This window comes from Taibaiella koreensis (genome assembly GCF_003545715.1).
Taxonomy (GTDB): Bacteria; Bacteroidota; Bacteroidia; order Chitinophagales; family Chitinophagaceae; genus Taibaiella; species Taibaiella koreensis.
Genome location: NZ_QVNU01000007.1, coordinates 159,812 through 174,993, shown reverse-complemented (window position 1 = coordinate 174,993; position 15,182 = coordinate 159,812). Strand labels below are relative to the sequence as shown.

The window sequence follows — 15,182 nt, the reverse complement described above, 5'->3', positions numbered from 1 at the left end:
GGTTACATTTCACAAGTGGTCCAGGTAGGACAACGGTCGCAACCGGATAAATGGGAAATGCAGGCGTTGCAAAGCGAATCCCATGAAGGCTCGCAGGCCGCTTTCCGGGAAAGCTGGCAAATATTCACGCTGATCGCGCCGCCTTTTACGTCAAGCTGGTTGTTCTCGCCCAGAGTAGTAATTCTTTTTTTGTTCAGTGTAAGCCTGGTGCTCAAGTTTTTCTTTTTCATCGGTTTTTTTATTTGCTCCCAAAAATAGGCAGGCGCACTGTAGAAAATCTGCAGTGCGCCCTATCATCCCTGTTAATTCTATTCAAAACCGGCGGCAGGTTACGCCGCGTTAACAACTTATTGTCTTCTTCTCTTAAAGATGGCTCCGGTACTCTTGATGTATTCCAGGAATTCATATTCGGTCCAGGCCTTCAGCTGATCGTACCCCGGGCGGTACATCCGGCGATATAGCTCCATATCGGTAGTATCGGCAATGCCCGTCACTTTGGTGATCAACTTGGCATTGAATACAAAATCGATGTACTTCTCTTTCTCGAAATAGTCAAAACGTTTTTGGAAAGCCCAGATCTGCCGGTTCCGTTTGCTCAGCGCATCGAAAGGATGTTGGATCACGTCGAGCCCTTCCAGCTTGTAATGCTCGATCGCCCATTTGTAAGTCTCTCTTTTCTCCAGGCTGTCGGTATGAAAGTTGCTGCCCCTGATCTCCACTTCTTCCAGGTCGAAGGCGCCTTCCCGCATGGCTACATTGTAATAGGGCAGCTGCTCCGATTCGATCCTGATGCGGGCTATCTTATAGCCAATGCGCCGGAACTCGACCAGGTGTCCCTTTTCCACATTCAATGTAAAATTGCCGGTGCTGTCGGTCGTGATGCCTGCATCGGTATATGTATTGACGATATTGACATTGGGCAAGGGCTGATTGGTCTTCAGATCGTAGACCTTTCCTTTCATGACCAGGGCCAGCGCCGTATTGCTGAAACAGACCAAAAGGATACTCAGGAGCGGCAGGAAACGGGGGGCGGCTAACATACGGGGCTAAGATACAAACTAGATAAAAGGAACGTTGCTATTTTTTTGTGAATGCAAAAATGCACCCAATCCAAACCAGTGGCGGGGCTCAAACCGGCGCCTCCAGCCGGTCAAACGTCATTTTTTCCTTTTTTGTTGCTTCTTTTACCCGTACACAGGCGACATATCGATGGGGGCTTTAACGGATCAGGATGACGTCGCCCTTTTTCTTTAATGTTTCTCCGGTGGGGATCTTGTAGCGGATGAGATAAAAATACGTACCCGCATCGCAGCCCTTTCCGTTGAAGTTACCATCCCAGCCCTTGTCGATATCATTGCTCAGGAACACTCTTTCCCCGTAACGATTGAATATAGCCAGGCTTTCCAGCTGGATATTGACGCCACTGATCCTGAAAACATCGTTCCTGCCATCGCCATTGGGGCTGAAAGAATTGGGCGTGAAGATGACATAGTGGACATCTTTGATCCCAACGCACTTAGTCGCCGTATCGGCGCACTGAAAGCGATCCTTAGCCACCAGGGTAAAGCAGGGCTCTTCCTCTTTGTGTATCGGATAAGCATAGTCGGTTTCGGCAGAAAGCCAGGTCCATTCCTGGTCGTACCAGGCATAAGTTACGGCTCCGCTGCTCCGGTTCACCAACCGCAGTTGCTTGTCGTAGAGCGTAGGTTCAGCCGGTGCAAAGACAAAATCGGCGACAGGACCTGGCGCGATATGCACCGTAAACCGGAGCGTGTCGTATCCTTTGCAAATATTGCGTTTCAATATGGTATAGGTTGTGGTAACCCTGGGCGCAAACCGTACAAGGCTACTGTCGGCACTGACGATAACGCTGCTTGCCGGCGTTATGCTGAACGTGCTATGCTCCCGCTGCGGCGCATCAAGCGTATCTCCCAGACAGATCACGCTGTCGGACGGCAAGGTAAATGAGGGGTTCTCTATGGGTGAAAGAAAGCTTTCTACCATGCAGGGCAGACCAAGTGAAGACACGGTGCCAGCCGCCAGCGTAATGGCTCCTTGTGTATAGCTGCAGGCCAGCCCCGCGGCGTTCGGATGCTCAATCACATCCAGGGCATCCCTGCCGCCAACTGCTATATACATTTTCCCATCCGGTCCGTTTTGAAGCGCCCAAAGGGGTATAACGCTGGTTGCGACAAGTATCCTGCTGGCAATAATCGCGGCGCCACTGCCCGCTTCTACATCATACTGATAGATCTTATTCTGCGGTGTCGAGTAAACGCTGACATAGAACTTGCTGTTGTCAGGTGAAAAAGAGCAGCCATAAGCGCCATCGGAAAGGAAGCCTCCTCCCGCGGGAAAGACATCGATAACAGGGTTGCTGACGATACCCGTGGTACCATCAAAATCGAATAGTTCTACCGAGTTTTGAGGTGAATAGGTAGCCATACCAAGCCGCCTGCCATTGGCTGAGAACTTCATGTAGCCGATGCTCTCGGAGGTCTGAGCGGAGGCGCCCAGGGCCGGTACCGAACCTGATCTACTTTTTACAGGCGGATCAAAACCTGCGCTGGTCAGCTTAAAGGCATAGAAGCTATCGCAGTTCCAGCGATGCCCAAGCACCCAGTAGCCTGTACCGTCGCAATTGCCTGTTACAGCAATCTTCTCGGTGGAAGAATCCATTAAGATATTGTTGACCGAAACGAGATCACCGTTGCCTCCGTTCAGGCTAAGGTCAACCACACTATAGCACATGGCCGCGGTGAGCGAGTAAAAGCCGGCTTCGGCGGGTGTGGTTACGATATAGTAAATAGAGCTACTTCCGGGTACCGGTACGATCACACCACTCTGCGTGCTGGAGGGGTCTCCGTTCAAGGGCGTAGTGAGGCTGCCGGGCATAGGCGTATTGGTACGGTCCCAAACCGTGATCCCATCGGTATAGAACAAAGGCTGCCCGGTAGCGGGATCGGCAATGCTGGCACAACCTTCAGCAGTGGTCAACATACCGGTAAGCGGCGTAGGCGGTGTTGTATTAAAATCAAGCCCGGCCCTTTGGCCAAAATACCAGATGTTTCCCTGTTTTTGAGCAAAGGCGTGTTGTAAAAGGCAGCAAATGCCCAGGATGAGTAGTATTCTTTTCATGGTTATGGTTTAGGATAGGGCCCATAAATATAGGGGAAATTTTGCTATTTTTATTTAGAAAGCGGGCTTGAATAATGAAAGCAAGAACCTGTTCAACAGTTTAAAGTCCGGAGATCTCCGGGATAAGAGACGGCCATCCGGCGACGTATGGCAGGGTACGGCATCAAAAAAGACCGTCCGGGTTTGTCCGGACGGCCTTTTACAGAAATATTTTATACAACTGGTATTACAGCGAAGAGCGCTTTAATCTCCGCTGAACACAGAACGGATGTATTCGGCGTTCAGGCGGCGGATGTTCTGCACAGAGATGCCCTTGGGACATTCCGCCTCACAAGCCTGCGTATTGGTACAGCTACCAAAGCCTTCTTTATCCATTTGGTCCACCATATTTACCACGCGGGTCTTGCGTTCTACCTCACCCTGCGGCAATAAGGCCAGGTGCGCTACTTTGGCGGAAAGGAACAGCATAGCCGAAGAATTCTTACAGGCAGCCACACAGGCGCCACAGCCGATGCAGGCCGCAGCAGCAAAAGATTCATCTGCTTTATGTTTGTCGATGGGCAGGTTATTGGCATCCTGGGCATTGCCGGTATCAACCGAGATATAACCACCGGATTGGATAATACGATCGAATGCACGACGGTCGACCATCAGGTCTTTGATCACGGGGAAAGCCTTGGCGCGCCAGGGTTCCACTACGATAGTATCCCCATCCTTGTAAGCGCGCATATGCAGCTGGCAGGTCGTAGTCTGTTGCCAGGGGCCGTGCGGCTGGCCGTTGATGTGCATAGAGCAGGCGCCGCAGATACCTTCGCGGCAATCGTGATCGAAAGTGATCGGCTCCTTGCCCTCGTTGATCAGCTGCTCGTTCAACACATCAAACATCTCTAGGAAAGACATTTCGGAGGAAATATCCTTCACCTGGTACGTTTCAAAACCACCTTGAGCCTGTGCATTCTGCTGACGCCATACTTTAAGGGTCAGGTTCATATTGTAATGTTCCATCGCTGAAAATTAAATTGATCTTATTATAACAACGGCCACAGCCGCAGGTTTTCCTTTTGCTTATTTTTCCTCCTCGCTGAACGTGACATAGGATTTGATCCCCATACCGATAATCGGCAGCTTGATAAACCGGTCGTGCAGCGACGCGATACGCATATACATCGCCGCTCCAAACATCTTTCCACACACGGTAAATTTACCTGGTCCCAGGTCTTTCACCTTTTCAAGACTCACAATAAAGTTGTGGTTGACCACAATATTCTTATCAGTGAGGTTCACCCGGATCACATGACCCACCTGCTCTTTTTTCAACCGGATGTAGATCGGCTCCGTCAGTATATTCTTAAACTCGTCATTTAGCTCTTCATATATGTTCAGCCGGTACAGGATCTCAGCATGTGTACAGCTACCCACATTGACCTGTATGCTGTCGATAAAGGTCTTCCGCTTTTTCACTTTCATCAGCGTGCCGATCTCCGTCAAGGTATCTACTTTCACCACAACACCCTTTTTCTTCTTTTCATAGATGAACGGAAAAGGGAGACCATCCTTTTCTTTTCCCGCACAAGCCACATCGTTACCCAACTCGGCGACGGTCAGCTTTGCCGGTCGTACCACAACTTCAGAGAGCTCATTCGCCTTCTTCTTAAGATAAAGCTTATTACCGTTGCTCTTTAATTCAGCTTCCAGGACGGAGACTTTTACGGAATAATCTTCGTAACCGATTAATGTAATCAACACCGCCTTGTCGGTATTACCACTAGCATCAATGCGGAAATAGCCCTGATCATCTGAATTGGTGCCCAATTCCGTTCCCGGCAGACCAATATTGGCATAAGCCACTGGTTGTTTATCCTCGCTATCCAGCAACTGACCCTCCAGCTGCTGTGCCATCATGTTGCTCAGGGGCAGCAAGAGCAGGGTCAAAAGCAGCACTATCCGGGATCTGATCATTTGGGCGGTTTGATCCTATTTATAAGAACGTTGTGTCGGGTGCATGATCTCGTAGTCCAAAGCTTCTTTATGCAGCTCCCATTGGTTGTTGCCTTTGAATTCCCAGGCAGCTACATACATGAATTGCTCATCGTTACGCTTGGCTTCGCCGTCTTCGGTCTGCGACTCCTCACGGAAGTGACCGCCGCAGCTTTCTTCCCTTTCGAGGGCATCCATACACATCAGCTCGCCCAGCTCCATGAAGTCAGCCACACGATTGGCTTTATCCAGCTCGGTATTCATGCTGTCGGCGCTTCCCGGTATCCTTACATTCTTCCAGAACTCTTCGCGCAGGGCCCTGATCTCGGTAATGGCTTCTTTCAGTCCCGTTGCGTTACGGGCCATACCACATTTGTCCCACATGATCTTACCCAAGCGCTTGTGCATGCTCTCTACCGACTCGGTACCTTTAATGCTCATCAGCTTTTCGATACGGTCGGCGACTTCTTTTTCAGCCTTCACGAATTCGGGGTGATCGGTAGGTATAGCCTTCGTCCTGATCTCATCGGCCAGGTAGTTGCCTATGGTGTAAGGGATAACGAAATAGCCATCGGCCAGTCCCTGCATCAGGGCCGAAGCACCGAGGCGGTTGGCGCCGTGATCGCTGAAATTGGCCTCGCCCAGGGCATACAGGCCAGGAACGCTGGTCATCAACTCGTAGTCGACCCATATGCCGCCCATGGTATAGTGTACCGCAGGATAAATACGCATCGGGGTCTCATAGGGATTCTCACCGGTGATCTTTTCGTACATGTCGAAAAGGTTACCGTATTTTTCTTTGACCACTTCCTTACCCAGCTTGATCACCAGGTCCATCGGCGGATTATGATTGCCTTGTTTGTTGCATTCGATCTTGCCATAGCGCTCGATCGCAGCTGCATAGTCGAGGTATACGGCCTGACGGCTGGAACCTACGCCATAGCCGGCATCGCAGCGCTCTTTGGCTGCACGGCTGGCCACGTCGCGGGGTACCAGGTTACCGAATGCGGGATACCTTCTCTCGAGGTAATAGTCTCTTTCTTCTTCGGGAATATCGGTTGCCTTGCGGGTATCGTTCTGCTTCTTGGGCACCCAGATACGGCCATCATTACGCAGCGATTCCGACATCAGGGTGAGCTTGCTCTGGTGATCGCCCGATACCGGTATACAGGTGGGGTGAATTTGTGTAAAGCAGGGATTTCCGAAATAAGCGCCTTTCTTATGCGCTTTCCAGGCGGCAGTCACATTGCTACCCATAGCGTTTGTAGACAGGTAGAATACGTTGCCGTAGCCACCGCTGCACAGCAGGACGGCATGACCGAAATGGCGCTCCAGCTTACCGGATACCAGGTCGCGGGCGATAACGCCGCGGGCCTTGCCCTCTATCACAACCACATCAAGCATTTCGTGACGGTCGTACATCGTTACATTGCCCAGGGCGATCTGGCGCTCCAGGGCCTGGTAAGCGCCTATGAGCAATTGCTGGCCGGTCTGGCCTGCGGCGTAAAAGGTACGTTGTACCTGCGTACCGCCGAAAGAGCGGTTGCTGAGCAGGCCACCGTACTCACGGGCGAAAGGCACACCCTGCGCCACGCATTGGTCGATAATGTTGGCGCTTACTTCGGCCAGGCGGTAGACGTTGGCCTCACGGGCACGATAGTCGCCACCTTTGATCGTATCGTAAAAAAGACGGAACGTAGAGTCGCCGTCGTTCTGGTAGTTTTTAGCTGCGTTAATACCACCCTGTGCCGCGATAGAGTGCGCACGGCGGGCCGAATCCTGGAAGCAGAATGCTTTCACCTTGTAGCCCATCTCCCCCAGCGAAGCAGCCGCTGAGGCGCCGGCCAGGCCGGTACCGATCACGATCACCTCGATGCTGCGCTTATTGGCAGGGTTCACGAGCTTGCAGGTATTCTTATAGTTGATCCATTTTTGGGCCATTTCGCCCGCAGGTATTTTTGAATTAAGTGGCATTGTTGCTACGGTATATTTTTTAATTCAGAACTATAATGCTATTCGGGGACGGAAACCCTTGCTCCGTCGACTATTTGTGGCTTAAGCCAGCCAACCCAGGTAGAAGGACAGCGGCATGAGGATAAAGATGAGCGGAACAATAATAGCAAACGCCATACCCATACCATTAATAATGCTTTTATATTTCCGGGTGCTGAGGCCTACGGTCTGGAAAGCGCTCCAGAAGCCGTGCATCAGGTGGAAGGACAGCGATACACAGCCCAGGATATAGACGATCACGACCCAGGCTTGGCTGAATACGAGCTTCATTTTGGCATAAGCATCGATCTCACCGTTGCCCATAAATTGCGAAGCGCGGTTGGGTATCCAGAAATGATACCAGTGCAGGACAAAGAACAGGAGGATGAGGGTACCCAGTAGGCCCATAGAGCGGCTATACCATTTGCTGCTCTTGTTACCAGGCGTCTTAGCGTAACCGACCGGGCGCTTGGCGCGGTTCTCGAAGGTCAGCAGCAAGCCCTGGATAATGTGGGCAAAGATACCCACTGTGAGGCCGATCTCCATAATGCGGATGACCGGATTGGTGCCCATAAAGTGGGCGGCCTCGGTAAATTTCACACCACCATCGTTGAAAAAGATCAACGCATTGACATAACAATGCACCACCAAAAAGGAAATGAGGAACAGACCGGTAAAGCCCATAACAAGTTTTTTACCGATCGACGAAGTAAAAGCGTGTTTCCAATTCATAATGTAAGTGGAGAAAAATTGAATTGTAATTTTTTTGTCATTTTTTCGGGTGCAAAGTTAATACCCAAAAACAAGAAATACTAACTATTTTTTTAAATCGTATATCACTAATTGTGGGAAAAACGGCAGCTGGCGGCGACTTCCACGCGCTTAGTCGGCAACCGGTGGCGACGCTCCGTAATTGCTATTATACTGACTGCTGTTATAAAAATGATTGCCTGAGTTGCTCCTGCTAATTGTCAGTTTTCTGAACTGCGCTTCAATCTGCCGGTCGATCGCCGGCGCCGTCGCCGCCAGCTTCTTATCCGACAGTTGCATCAGGTATGCATAACCTTCAACAGGCTTACCCTTAGACTGTCGCACACTGCTGATCGCCAGCTTCCAGTCGTCGGAACGTTTTTGCTTATATTTATAAAAATAGCTGGTGATCGCTTTCTCTTTTTGTACTATGGGTGCGTGATCCAGCGGTTGCAGGCTGTCCAGCATACTGCCGTAGGAAGCATATAGCAGGCCAGCTGCCACGGCTTCGGGACGACGGTACTTTTGCGGGAAGAATTGTTCCTGCCCGGCCGCTTTGAGCTGTGACCACAGATAGTTGCGATAGCCTTTTTCTTCTGCCAGGGCGGTCCATATACTATCGGCAACAGGCTGTCCCTGCCGGAGCAAGGCCAGGGCGGTATTGAGCCTTATCTGCCGGTTGCCCAGCTGTAGTAGCTTATCGAAGAATTTGGGCAGATTGGGATTTTTGCGATAAAAGGGCGCCAGCAGCTTCACATAGGTGAGCATATCCGTAGCGCCATAGGCGTCCGACCGGCCTTCTGTACCATATACCCGCTCCCGGCTATAAGTCTCGGCTACATCATCGTCTCCCTTGCCCTGCATACTCTCGGAGGAATACTGCAGTTTTTTCAGCGCGATCTTGGCATCGAAGTAAATGTTACCGGCAAAGTCGTCATAGTCGGAGGGCTGTACATAGCCGCTGTCGAGCAACGACACCAGCAGCTCTCTTACCGGCGCCTTAAAATCCTCAACTGCTGTAAGACTCATGATCCCGGGAAAAAGCCTCGCGGCCAGCTTCAGGCTATCACTATAAACGCCAAATAGTCCCGCATACTCATAAGATTCGTCAAAGGCCGGTGGATCCTGCAGTATCAGGTTCCTGAATGAATCGGTTGCCGCCGGCGTAGCCAGGGCGGCCAGGGCCTTCAGCACGCTGTTCTGGAAAAGTGTCGTATCACCCGCTGCCAGGTAAATCTGCTTCAGTTGGGTGGTAATTGCCGGCTTTATGGTGCTGTCGCCAATCGCACCTATTTCTGCGATGATGCCGGTCTTCATATCATAATAATCCTTTTCCCGGTGATTGAGCTTTGCCAGAGCCGCCAGCAGCTGCGGATAGCCCTCCTTGCCGAAGTATACCGAAGACAACGCTGCCCTGGCCTTTTTACTGCGTAAGGTATCGCTGCTGTAATAGTCTTGAAAATACTGCTCCTGTTTGCCATGATACAGGCTACCCGGCGTACCATTGCTGCCCAAGGCCAGCGTACCGTAGAAGCTATCGAGAAAGCTGCTTAGGGGAAGCGTGCTGTCCCGCATAGTCGTTGCGGTCACCATATCCATATCCTTCTGGAGGATCAGCTTGCGGATGAGCCGGGTACTTCCGGTATCGGCCCATTCGAGCAACCAGGCCTGCACACCCTGGCCCCGGCTAAGTTGCTGCTTATGGCGTAACATAAGGCTGCTGTCGGGGGAAAACTGGTTGTTCCAGAAAGCAGCGCTGTCCTTAATATAGAAATACGATGGGAACTCATAATGATTGACCACGATCACTTCTCCCGTCTCCTCTGAAACAAAATTGGCGTAATGATTCTCAGGCTCATTGTTATAGGTCACTTCTTTCCTGAGCAAAGGCTCCTTCTGCTTTACGTAGGACATCATGTCGGCAATATCGGGATCGATTACAGGCCTTACGCAACTGTTTACAGAAAAGCGAAGAGTGGTATCGCTAAAAACCTGTGGCCCGGGATAACGGAAGGGAACAAAGCGGAAAGAATTGAAAAAAGCCCCGGCTTTACTACTCTTATGCTGACTCCGGTGCACCAGCAAGTAGTATTGTGGTCCGAACAGCACCACCCTGGCTTCTATATAATCGCCGTCCTTGGCCCTGAAAGCCAGGTCTCTCACGGCGCGTCCGCCATGCTTGGCCATCCGGCCCGCTTTCGGGCCTTCTTCCCATTGATCGCTGCTGCCGAAGCTCTCGGCCATCAGCATAAGATCGAAGGTATCGGGCTCGATGAAATCGAAGCTATAAATGCTCTTCCGGATGACGCCGTATTTTTCCCCGGTAGCGGGGTCTGTCGCTTCATATTTCCATTCGGGAAGACGATCGCTGCCATCGGCGTTGAAAAAGGTGCGGGGCGTTTCCGGCATATCGACGCTAAAGCCGCCTGAGGCCGGCGTAAAGGTCTGCCATCCGCCGGCGGCCGTTCTCAGGCTGATCGAACCGAAGAACTCCCCGGCTTCCTTGCCATCCACATAATTGCCTTTGCCGCCCATTTTGAAAACGAAAAGTTCGGAAGGGGTGATCATCAGCTGGTAGTGCTGCAGGTCGCCTTTGCGGGTACGGTTAATAATATCAATACCGGGATAACCACTATTGGTAATGGACTTGCTCGACAATATGGTGCCCGGTACATTCTCATACAGCAGGCTGTCGACCATTTTCAGCATACGCTGCGGACTATAGCTATTGAAAAGCATATTGGTCTTGATGCGTGTCACCAGGTAATAGGAGCCGTTGCCCATATCGGCGTAATGCTTCAACGACATATTGCCCCTGCTTTCGATATCATTCAGCCTTCCCGGTACCGATACGCTGTACATGCTGTCGGCGGCATATTGCCGTACAAATTGTACCGGCACCGTAAGCGAATCGATATAACGCTTTTGTGAAGCGTCTCTGTCCAGCATAGGCAGCGGCCTCAGGGTATAGCCTTTTTTCCGCAAGAGCTCAATTACGCCTCTCCTACCCGGCAGATGCGCTGCACCCACGCCTACAAAAAGACTTTTTTGCTTCATAATGCTGTCCATGGAAGCGGCCTGCATCTCGTTGCGACGGTACAGGAACTTCTCAGTAAAACTCTGCGTGTATTCGGTAACCTTGTTCAGTGAATCAAGCATATCGAGATCGCCCCTACGATAGGCATCCTGCAGGCTTTGCCCCAGTTCATAAGCGTCGGCGTCCTCATTGCTCCTCTGTGGTTTCGTCTCGGCTGCGGCATCTATCATAGCCTCCATCAGCATACGCTGTGAGCCCATGAAGGTCTCCACGCCCGCAGTTTGCTTTCCCAGCTTCTTCCCGGTCTGATAAATGTAGAGGTCCAGGTAGGTATCTTCCTGGAAATTGTCCATACGGCTCTCATTACGGTACAGCAGTGCATCGTTAATGGCCGGTTCAAACCTGAGGGAGGCCAACAGGGGCTCCAGGAAATTGTCTTCGGTAAAGGACTGTTCCTTCAGGTAATCGGTATAGTAAGTAGCGTTGTAGTATTTGTACAGTTCTCCCTGCTTGTTCATCCGGGGCATCTCGCTTTGCCATTGCTCGGGGTTGAGCTCTATAGCTACCACATCGGCGCTGCGGATAGCAGCATAAAAGCTATCGCTCAGGTGAAACACCATTTTATTGCTGATATGCATCGTACCGAAAAGGTAAGATGGCTTTTTGAGCCCGTTGCCGGTAATTTCCCAAAGCAGGCTTTTATAAGACTGCGCCGGCACTGTAAAAGCGGAACAACAAAAAAGTAACCCTGCACAAATCCTACGAACAAACAAAGAGGTGAAACGCATAGATGATAAAGCTGCAAGCAGCAAGGAGTTTATGCGAAATTAACACATAAATATTCATTTTGCGGATGAGGCGGGCCGTTAAAACGTCATTTTCGCCAACTTATGCCATTCTATTCACTTTTAATATTTCCTTATCATCTTCTGCGGCTGGTACCCTGTTACTTTACAGAAGCATTACGCTTTCGCAATTATGAACTGTGCTAAGATCGCCCTGTAACTGCCCGCTCCGGAGACCCCCTTTCTGAACCTTTTCTCTTTGTAACCAAACACTATTTTCTATGTTAGCCAAACATCTACAACAGTATTGCCTGCCCGCATCCCTCCTTTTCTGCAGCTTATTGCCCACCACACATGCCCAGCAGCCCGTGCTGCAATATACCTCCGCCATTACCGGGCTGACCACGCCCATGGACATCGTAAATGCCGGCGATGGCAGTAACCGACTGTTCGTGGTCCAGCGCGGCGGTACGATACGGGTGCATAATGCTGCATTGGGTTATGTCCGCGATTTCCTTACGGTGACCGGCATCGGTACCGCAGGAGAAGGCGGCCTGCTCAGCCTGGCCTTTCACCCTTCTTACGCGACCAACGGCTACCTGTTTGTGTACTATACCCTGCCCAATCTTGACCTGCAGCTGGCCCGGTACCAGGTGAGCGCCAATGCCGACAGCGTTGATGCCGCTTCCAAACAAGTCGTGTTGACCATTCCCCACCCTACTAATAGCAACCACAATGGCGGCCGCCTGCTCTTCGGGACCGACGGCTACCTTTACCTGGGTACGGGCGATGGCGGCGGTGGCGGCGATGTGCCCAATAATGCTCAGAACGGCAATGTGCTATTGGGAAAAATGCTACGGTTGAATGTTACCACCACGGCTACCGCTCCGTTCTACACCATTCCGCCGGGTAATCCGTATACGAGTGATCCCAATATAAGCGACGAAATATGGAACCTGGGACTGCGTAACCCTTTCCGGTGGAGCTTTGACCGCGGCACCGGCGATATGTGGATCGCCGATGTAGGCCAGGATGCTTATGAGGAAGTTGATTTTCTGCCGGCAGCATCGACCGGCGGCCACAACCTGGGCTGGCGCTGCTACGAAGGCAATACCGCTTACAAGACGGCTGGCTGCCAGGCTGCGACAGCCTATACCGCACCTATCTTTGTCTACGGGCACAATAGCGTTACAGGCGGCTCCTCGATCACCGGCGGTCATGTATACCGTGGCACCGAATATCCCGCCCTGGCCGGCACTTATATTTGCGCCGACTATGTATCGGGCAATCAATGGACCATAAGGCCCAATGGCAGCGGCGGCTGGAGCACCTACCAACAGGACGCCTCTGCTTTCCCTGGCGGCATTGTCGCCTTCGGTGAGGCAGAGGACGGGACGCTGTATGCCGTCTCCCTCAACAACAATACGATCTATAAAGTCGTTCTGTCGGCCGTGCTGCCGCTGAGCCTGCGCTCCTTTACAGGCACCTACCGCAACAATACGGCCAGGCTTAGCTGGGAAACCGCCATGGAGCAGTCGCTGGACCGATTTGAAATCGAATATAGCCAGGACGGACAGCAGTACCGCTTCACAGCAACAGTAGCCGCCCACAATATGCCCTCAACTTATGGTTTCGATCATTTTGTACCGGCCGAAGGCAAATTGTTTTACCGGCTGAAAATGATTGACCAGGACGGCCGTTACCGGTACTCCGATATCCTTACCTTAAACGCTTCAGGCACCTCGGCAGCCCTTGTCTATCCTACGCTGATCAAGGACGGCTGGCTGTACCTCTCGCTGCCACAGGACATGAGCCATATGCGCCTTACAGCAATGAACGGCGTTACCGTATGGCAACAAAACCTGGCCGGCCTGCAGGGACCACAACGCTTTTCCCTTGGTGCATTGGCCCGCGGCATGTACATCGTACACCTGCAAGGAGCCGGCAACACGACACAGCAAAAGATCATCCTGGAATAGCTACCAGAAGAAATAGCGCTGTATACCCACCTGGAACACCGGATACAGGCGCGCGTAAGAGATACCCATGGAACTGAAGGTAGCGGAAAGGTCGATACGGAGATTGGATTTGAGAATGACCTGCACCCCGGGACTTACATCGACGTAATAGCCTTTCTGTAAGGCGGTAGGATAACGCGAGGGATCGAGGAAATATTCATTGGCCTGGCCGGCGAATATATCTACTTTGGCTGTCTGGAATGCCTTGCCGTGAAACTCCAGGTAAAGATTAACATTCACCTGGTCGTAATTGGCATATTTCCGGGGCAGCAGCAGGTAGCCGAAGGACAGGCTGTAGGTGAGCGCCTTGCCGTATTGTACCCTTACCGGCACATCGGGCAGGGACTCTATAGGATCGGGAGAACCGCCTTCGTATACCGCAGGAAGAATGCCACCGGCGGTGAGCGAAACGGCAAACCGGCCCTTGAGATAAGTGGTGATGAGGCCGACGCCCAGGCCTTTGTTATCGCCCATTTCAAGATCCGGCTCGGTTTCATGGTGGGTCGTATTCACATAGGTGCCTTCGCCATAGGCAGCCATACGGAAGTGCCTGCGCTCTGCGTCCAGCGAGAGAAAGCGGTATTTGGCATAAAGATGCACGCCGTTGAATTTATAAGGATAATGCGCACCTCTTTCCGGTGTATTGTGGAAAGGAAACTCGATGGGCATCTTTCTGCCGTGGTGATTGGAAGCAATGCCGGTAAGGTATACCGATAAACGTGGTGTAAGGCCATACATGAGCCGCAGAGAGCTCATCATGCGCAACTGACCGACCTCGTTGTACGCTTCGGAGTAAAGACGGACGCCCAGGGCGCCTTTGGGGATATTGCTGGCCGGCTCGCTGAGCGGGAATAATTCCTGCGCCCGCCCGGTAAGAGCACACAACACCAGCGATATGGTCAGGAAGGATTTCACGGCAGCAACAAAGATTTCAGCACAAAGGTAGCAAAAGCCGGCTGCACCACAGCTACCGGCTGCTATTGGGGTTTAGGGGCATTGGCGACGGTATAATATACCTGCTTTCCCCGGCAGGAGCCAGCCTCCGGCAATCGATGGCCTTTCTGCGCACCTTTGCCGCCGTAGTCCTTTCCCACAAACTGCAATCGTAATACTTTGCCCGCAACCAGGGTCTCAGGCCCCGATACGTAGTAGGCATCGCCATTGAGCTGGAAGCAGCCCTTGCCCGACAACTGTACCATAGCTGGATCGAGGTCCGCCTCCAGGTATCGTAAAGAGAAGCCTGCATCTTTCACGGCCCGGGCGATCGCATTGATGCGCACCGGCTGCTTGTCGCGAAAGCGGATAAGGCCCTCGGTACGTCCCAGGTCCATGGTAACATCGGCTACAAAGGGTAACTTCCGCAACTGCATTTCCACGCTGCGGCTGCACTGCGAGCAGGTAAGCCCGTTCACACCCAGGCTCACTTGTGTAAACTGTGCCCGGGCCGCCGGCGCCGTACCAATTAATAACAAACAAGAAACAAAG

Annotated in this window: 11 protein-coding genes; 1 reads left to right on the top strand and 10 read right to left on the bottom strand. The window is 51.9% G+C overall.

What is annotated here, in order from left to right; all coding sequences use genetic code 11:
- Window positions 1-2 precede the first annotated feature (2 nt).
- From DZK30_RS26025 to DZK30_RS20965, 8 genes are all read right to left on the bottom strand, one after another.
- The gene (locus DZK30_RS26025; RefSeq protein WP_162903304.1) at window positions 3-230 is read right to left on the bottom strand and encodes a class I lanthipeptide; all 228 of its coding nucleotides are present in this window, start codon (window positions 228-230) and stop codon (window positions 3-5) included.
- Between the two features lie 117 nt (window positions 231-347).
- Complete coding sequence (locus tag DZK30_RS21000; RefSeq protein ID WP_118976153.1) at window positions 348-1,040, bottom strand: carboxypeptidase-like regulatory domain-containing protein; 693 nt, start codon at window positions 1,038-1,040, stop codon at window positions 348-350.
- Window positions 1,041-1,218: 178 nt separating this feature from the next.
- Window positions 1,219-3,138 carry a gliding motility-associated C-terminal domain-containing protein gene (locus DZK30_RS20995; protein WP_118976152.1) on the bottom strand — a complete coding sequence of 640 codons (1,920 nt, stop codon included), beginning with the start codon at window positions 3,136-3,138 and terminating at the stop codon, window positions 1,219-1,221.
- Window positions 3,139-3,381: 243 nt separating this feature from the next.
- Window positions 3,382-4,143 (bottom strand): succinate dehydrogenase/fumarate reductase iron-sulfur subunit, encoded by a 762-nt coding sequence (locus tag DZK30_RS20985; protein WP_118976150.1) that lies wholly within the window; start codon window positions 4,141-4,143, stop codon window positions 3,382-3,384.
- Window positions 4,144-4,203: 60 nt separating this feature from the next.
- Complete coding sequence (locus DZK30_RS20980) at window positions 4,204-5,097, bottom strand: carboxypeptidase-like regulatory domain-containing protein (protein WP_118976149.1); 894 nt, start codon at window positions 5,095-5,097, stop codon at window positions 4,204-4,206.
- Between the two features lie 15 nt (window positions 5,098-5,112).
- Complete coding sequence (locus tag DZK30_RS20975; protein ID WP_118976148.1) at window positions 5,113-7,089, bottom strand: fumarate reductase/succinate dehydrogenase flavoprotein subunit; 1,977 nt, start codon at window positions 7,087-7,089, stop codon at window positions 5,113-5,115.
- 81 nt (window positions 7,090-7,170) lie between these two features.
- Complete coding sequence (locus tag DZK30_RS20970; RefSeq protein ID WP_118976147.1) at window positions 7,171-7,839, bottom strand: succinate dehydrogenase cytochrome b subunit; 669 nt, start codon at window positions 7,837-7,839, stop codon at window positions 7,171-7,173.
- A 150-nt stretch (window positions 7,840-7,989) separates the two neighbouring features.
- Window positions 7,990-11,682 carry a TraB/GumN family protein gene (locus DZK30_RS20965; RefSeq protein ID WP_118976146.1) on the bottom strand — a complete coding sequence of 1,231 codons (3,693 nt, stop codon included), beginning with the start codon at window positions 11,680-11,682 and terminating at the stop codon, window positions 7,990-7,992.
- A gap of 278 nt (window positions 11,683-11,960) precedes the next feature.
- Between DZK30_RS20965 and DZK30_RS20960 the strand changes: the two genes are divergently transcribed.
- Window positions 11,961-13,658 (top strand): PQQ-dependent sugar dehydrogenase, encoded by a 1,698-nt coding sequence (locus DZK30_RS20960; protein WP_118976145.1) that lies wholly within the window; start codon window positions 11,961-11,963, stop codon window positions 13,656-13,658.
- Here DZK30_RS20960 and DZK30_RS20955 read toward each other — a convergent pair whose 3' ends face one another.
- Together DZK30_RS20955 and DZK30_RS20950 are read right to left on the bottom strand one after the other, a co-directional pair.
- On the bottom strand, window positions 13,659-14,612 hold the full coding sequence (locus DZK30_RS20955; protein WP_118976144.1) for a hypothetical protein: 954 nt from the start codon (window positions 14,610-14,612) through the stop codon (window positions 13,659-13,661).
- 62 nt (window positions 14,613-14,674) lie between these two features.
- On the bottom strand, window positions 14,675-15,169 hold the full coding sequence (locus DZK30_RS20950; protein WP_162903302.1) for a heavy-metal-associated domain-containing protein: 495 nt from the start codon (window positions 15,167-15,169) through the stop codon (window positions 14,675-14,677).
- Between the last annotated feature and the right edge of the window lie 13 nt (window positions 15,170-15,182).

Coding starts and splice junctions, on each gene's coding strand:
- DZK30_RS26025 (WP_162903304.1), bottom strand. CDS start 230: ATGAAAAAGAAAAACTTGAGCACCAGGCTTACACTGAACAAAAAAAGA.
- DZK30_RS21000 (WP_118976153.1), bottom strand. CDS start 1,040: ATGTTAGCCGCCCCCCGTTTCCTGCCGCTCCTGAGTATCCTTTTGGTC.
- DZK30_RS20995 (WP_118976152.1), bottom strand. CDS start 3,138: ATGAAAAGAATACTACTCATCCTGGGCATTTGCTGCCTTTTACAACAC.
- DZK30_RS20985 (WP_118976150.1), bottom strand. CDS start 4,143: ATGGAACATTACAATATGAACCTGACCCTTAAAGTATGGCGTCAGCAG.
- DZK30_RS20980 (WP_118976149.1), bottom strand. CDS start 5,097: ATGATCAGATCCCGGATAGTGCTGCTTTTGACCCTGCTCTTGCTGCCC.
- DZK30_RS20975 (WP_118976148.1), bottom strand. CDS start 7,089: ATGCCACTTAATTCAAAAATACCTGCGGGCGAAATGGCCCAAAAATGG.
- DZK30_RS20970 (WP_118976147.1), bottom strand. CDS start 7,839: ATGAATTGGAAACACGCTTTTACTTCGTCGATCGGTAAAAAACTTGTT.
- DZK30_RS20965 (WP_118976146.1), bottom strand. CDS start 11,682: ATGCGTTTCACCTCTTTGTTTGTTCGTAGGATTTGTGCAGGGTTACTT.
- DZK30_RS20960 (WP_118976145.1), top strand. CDS start 11,961: ATGTTAGCCAAACATCTACAACAGTATTGCCTGCCCGCATCCCTCCTT.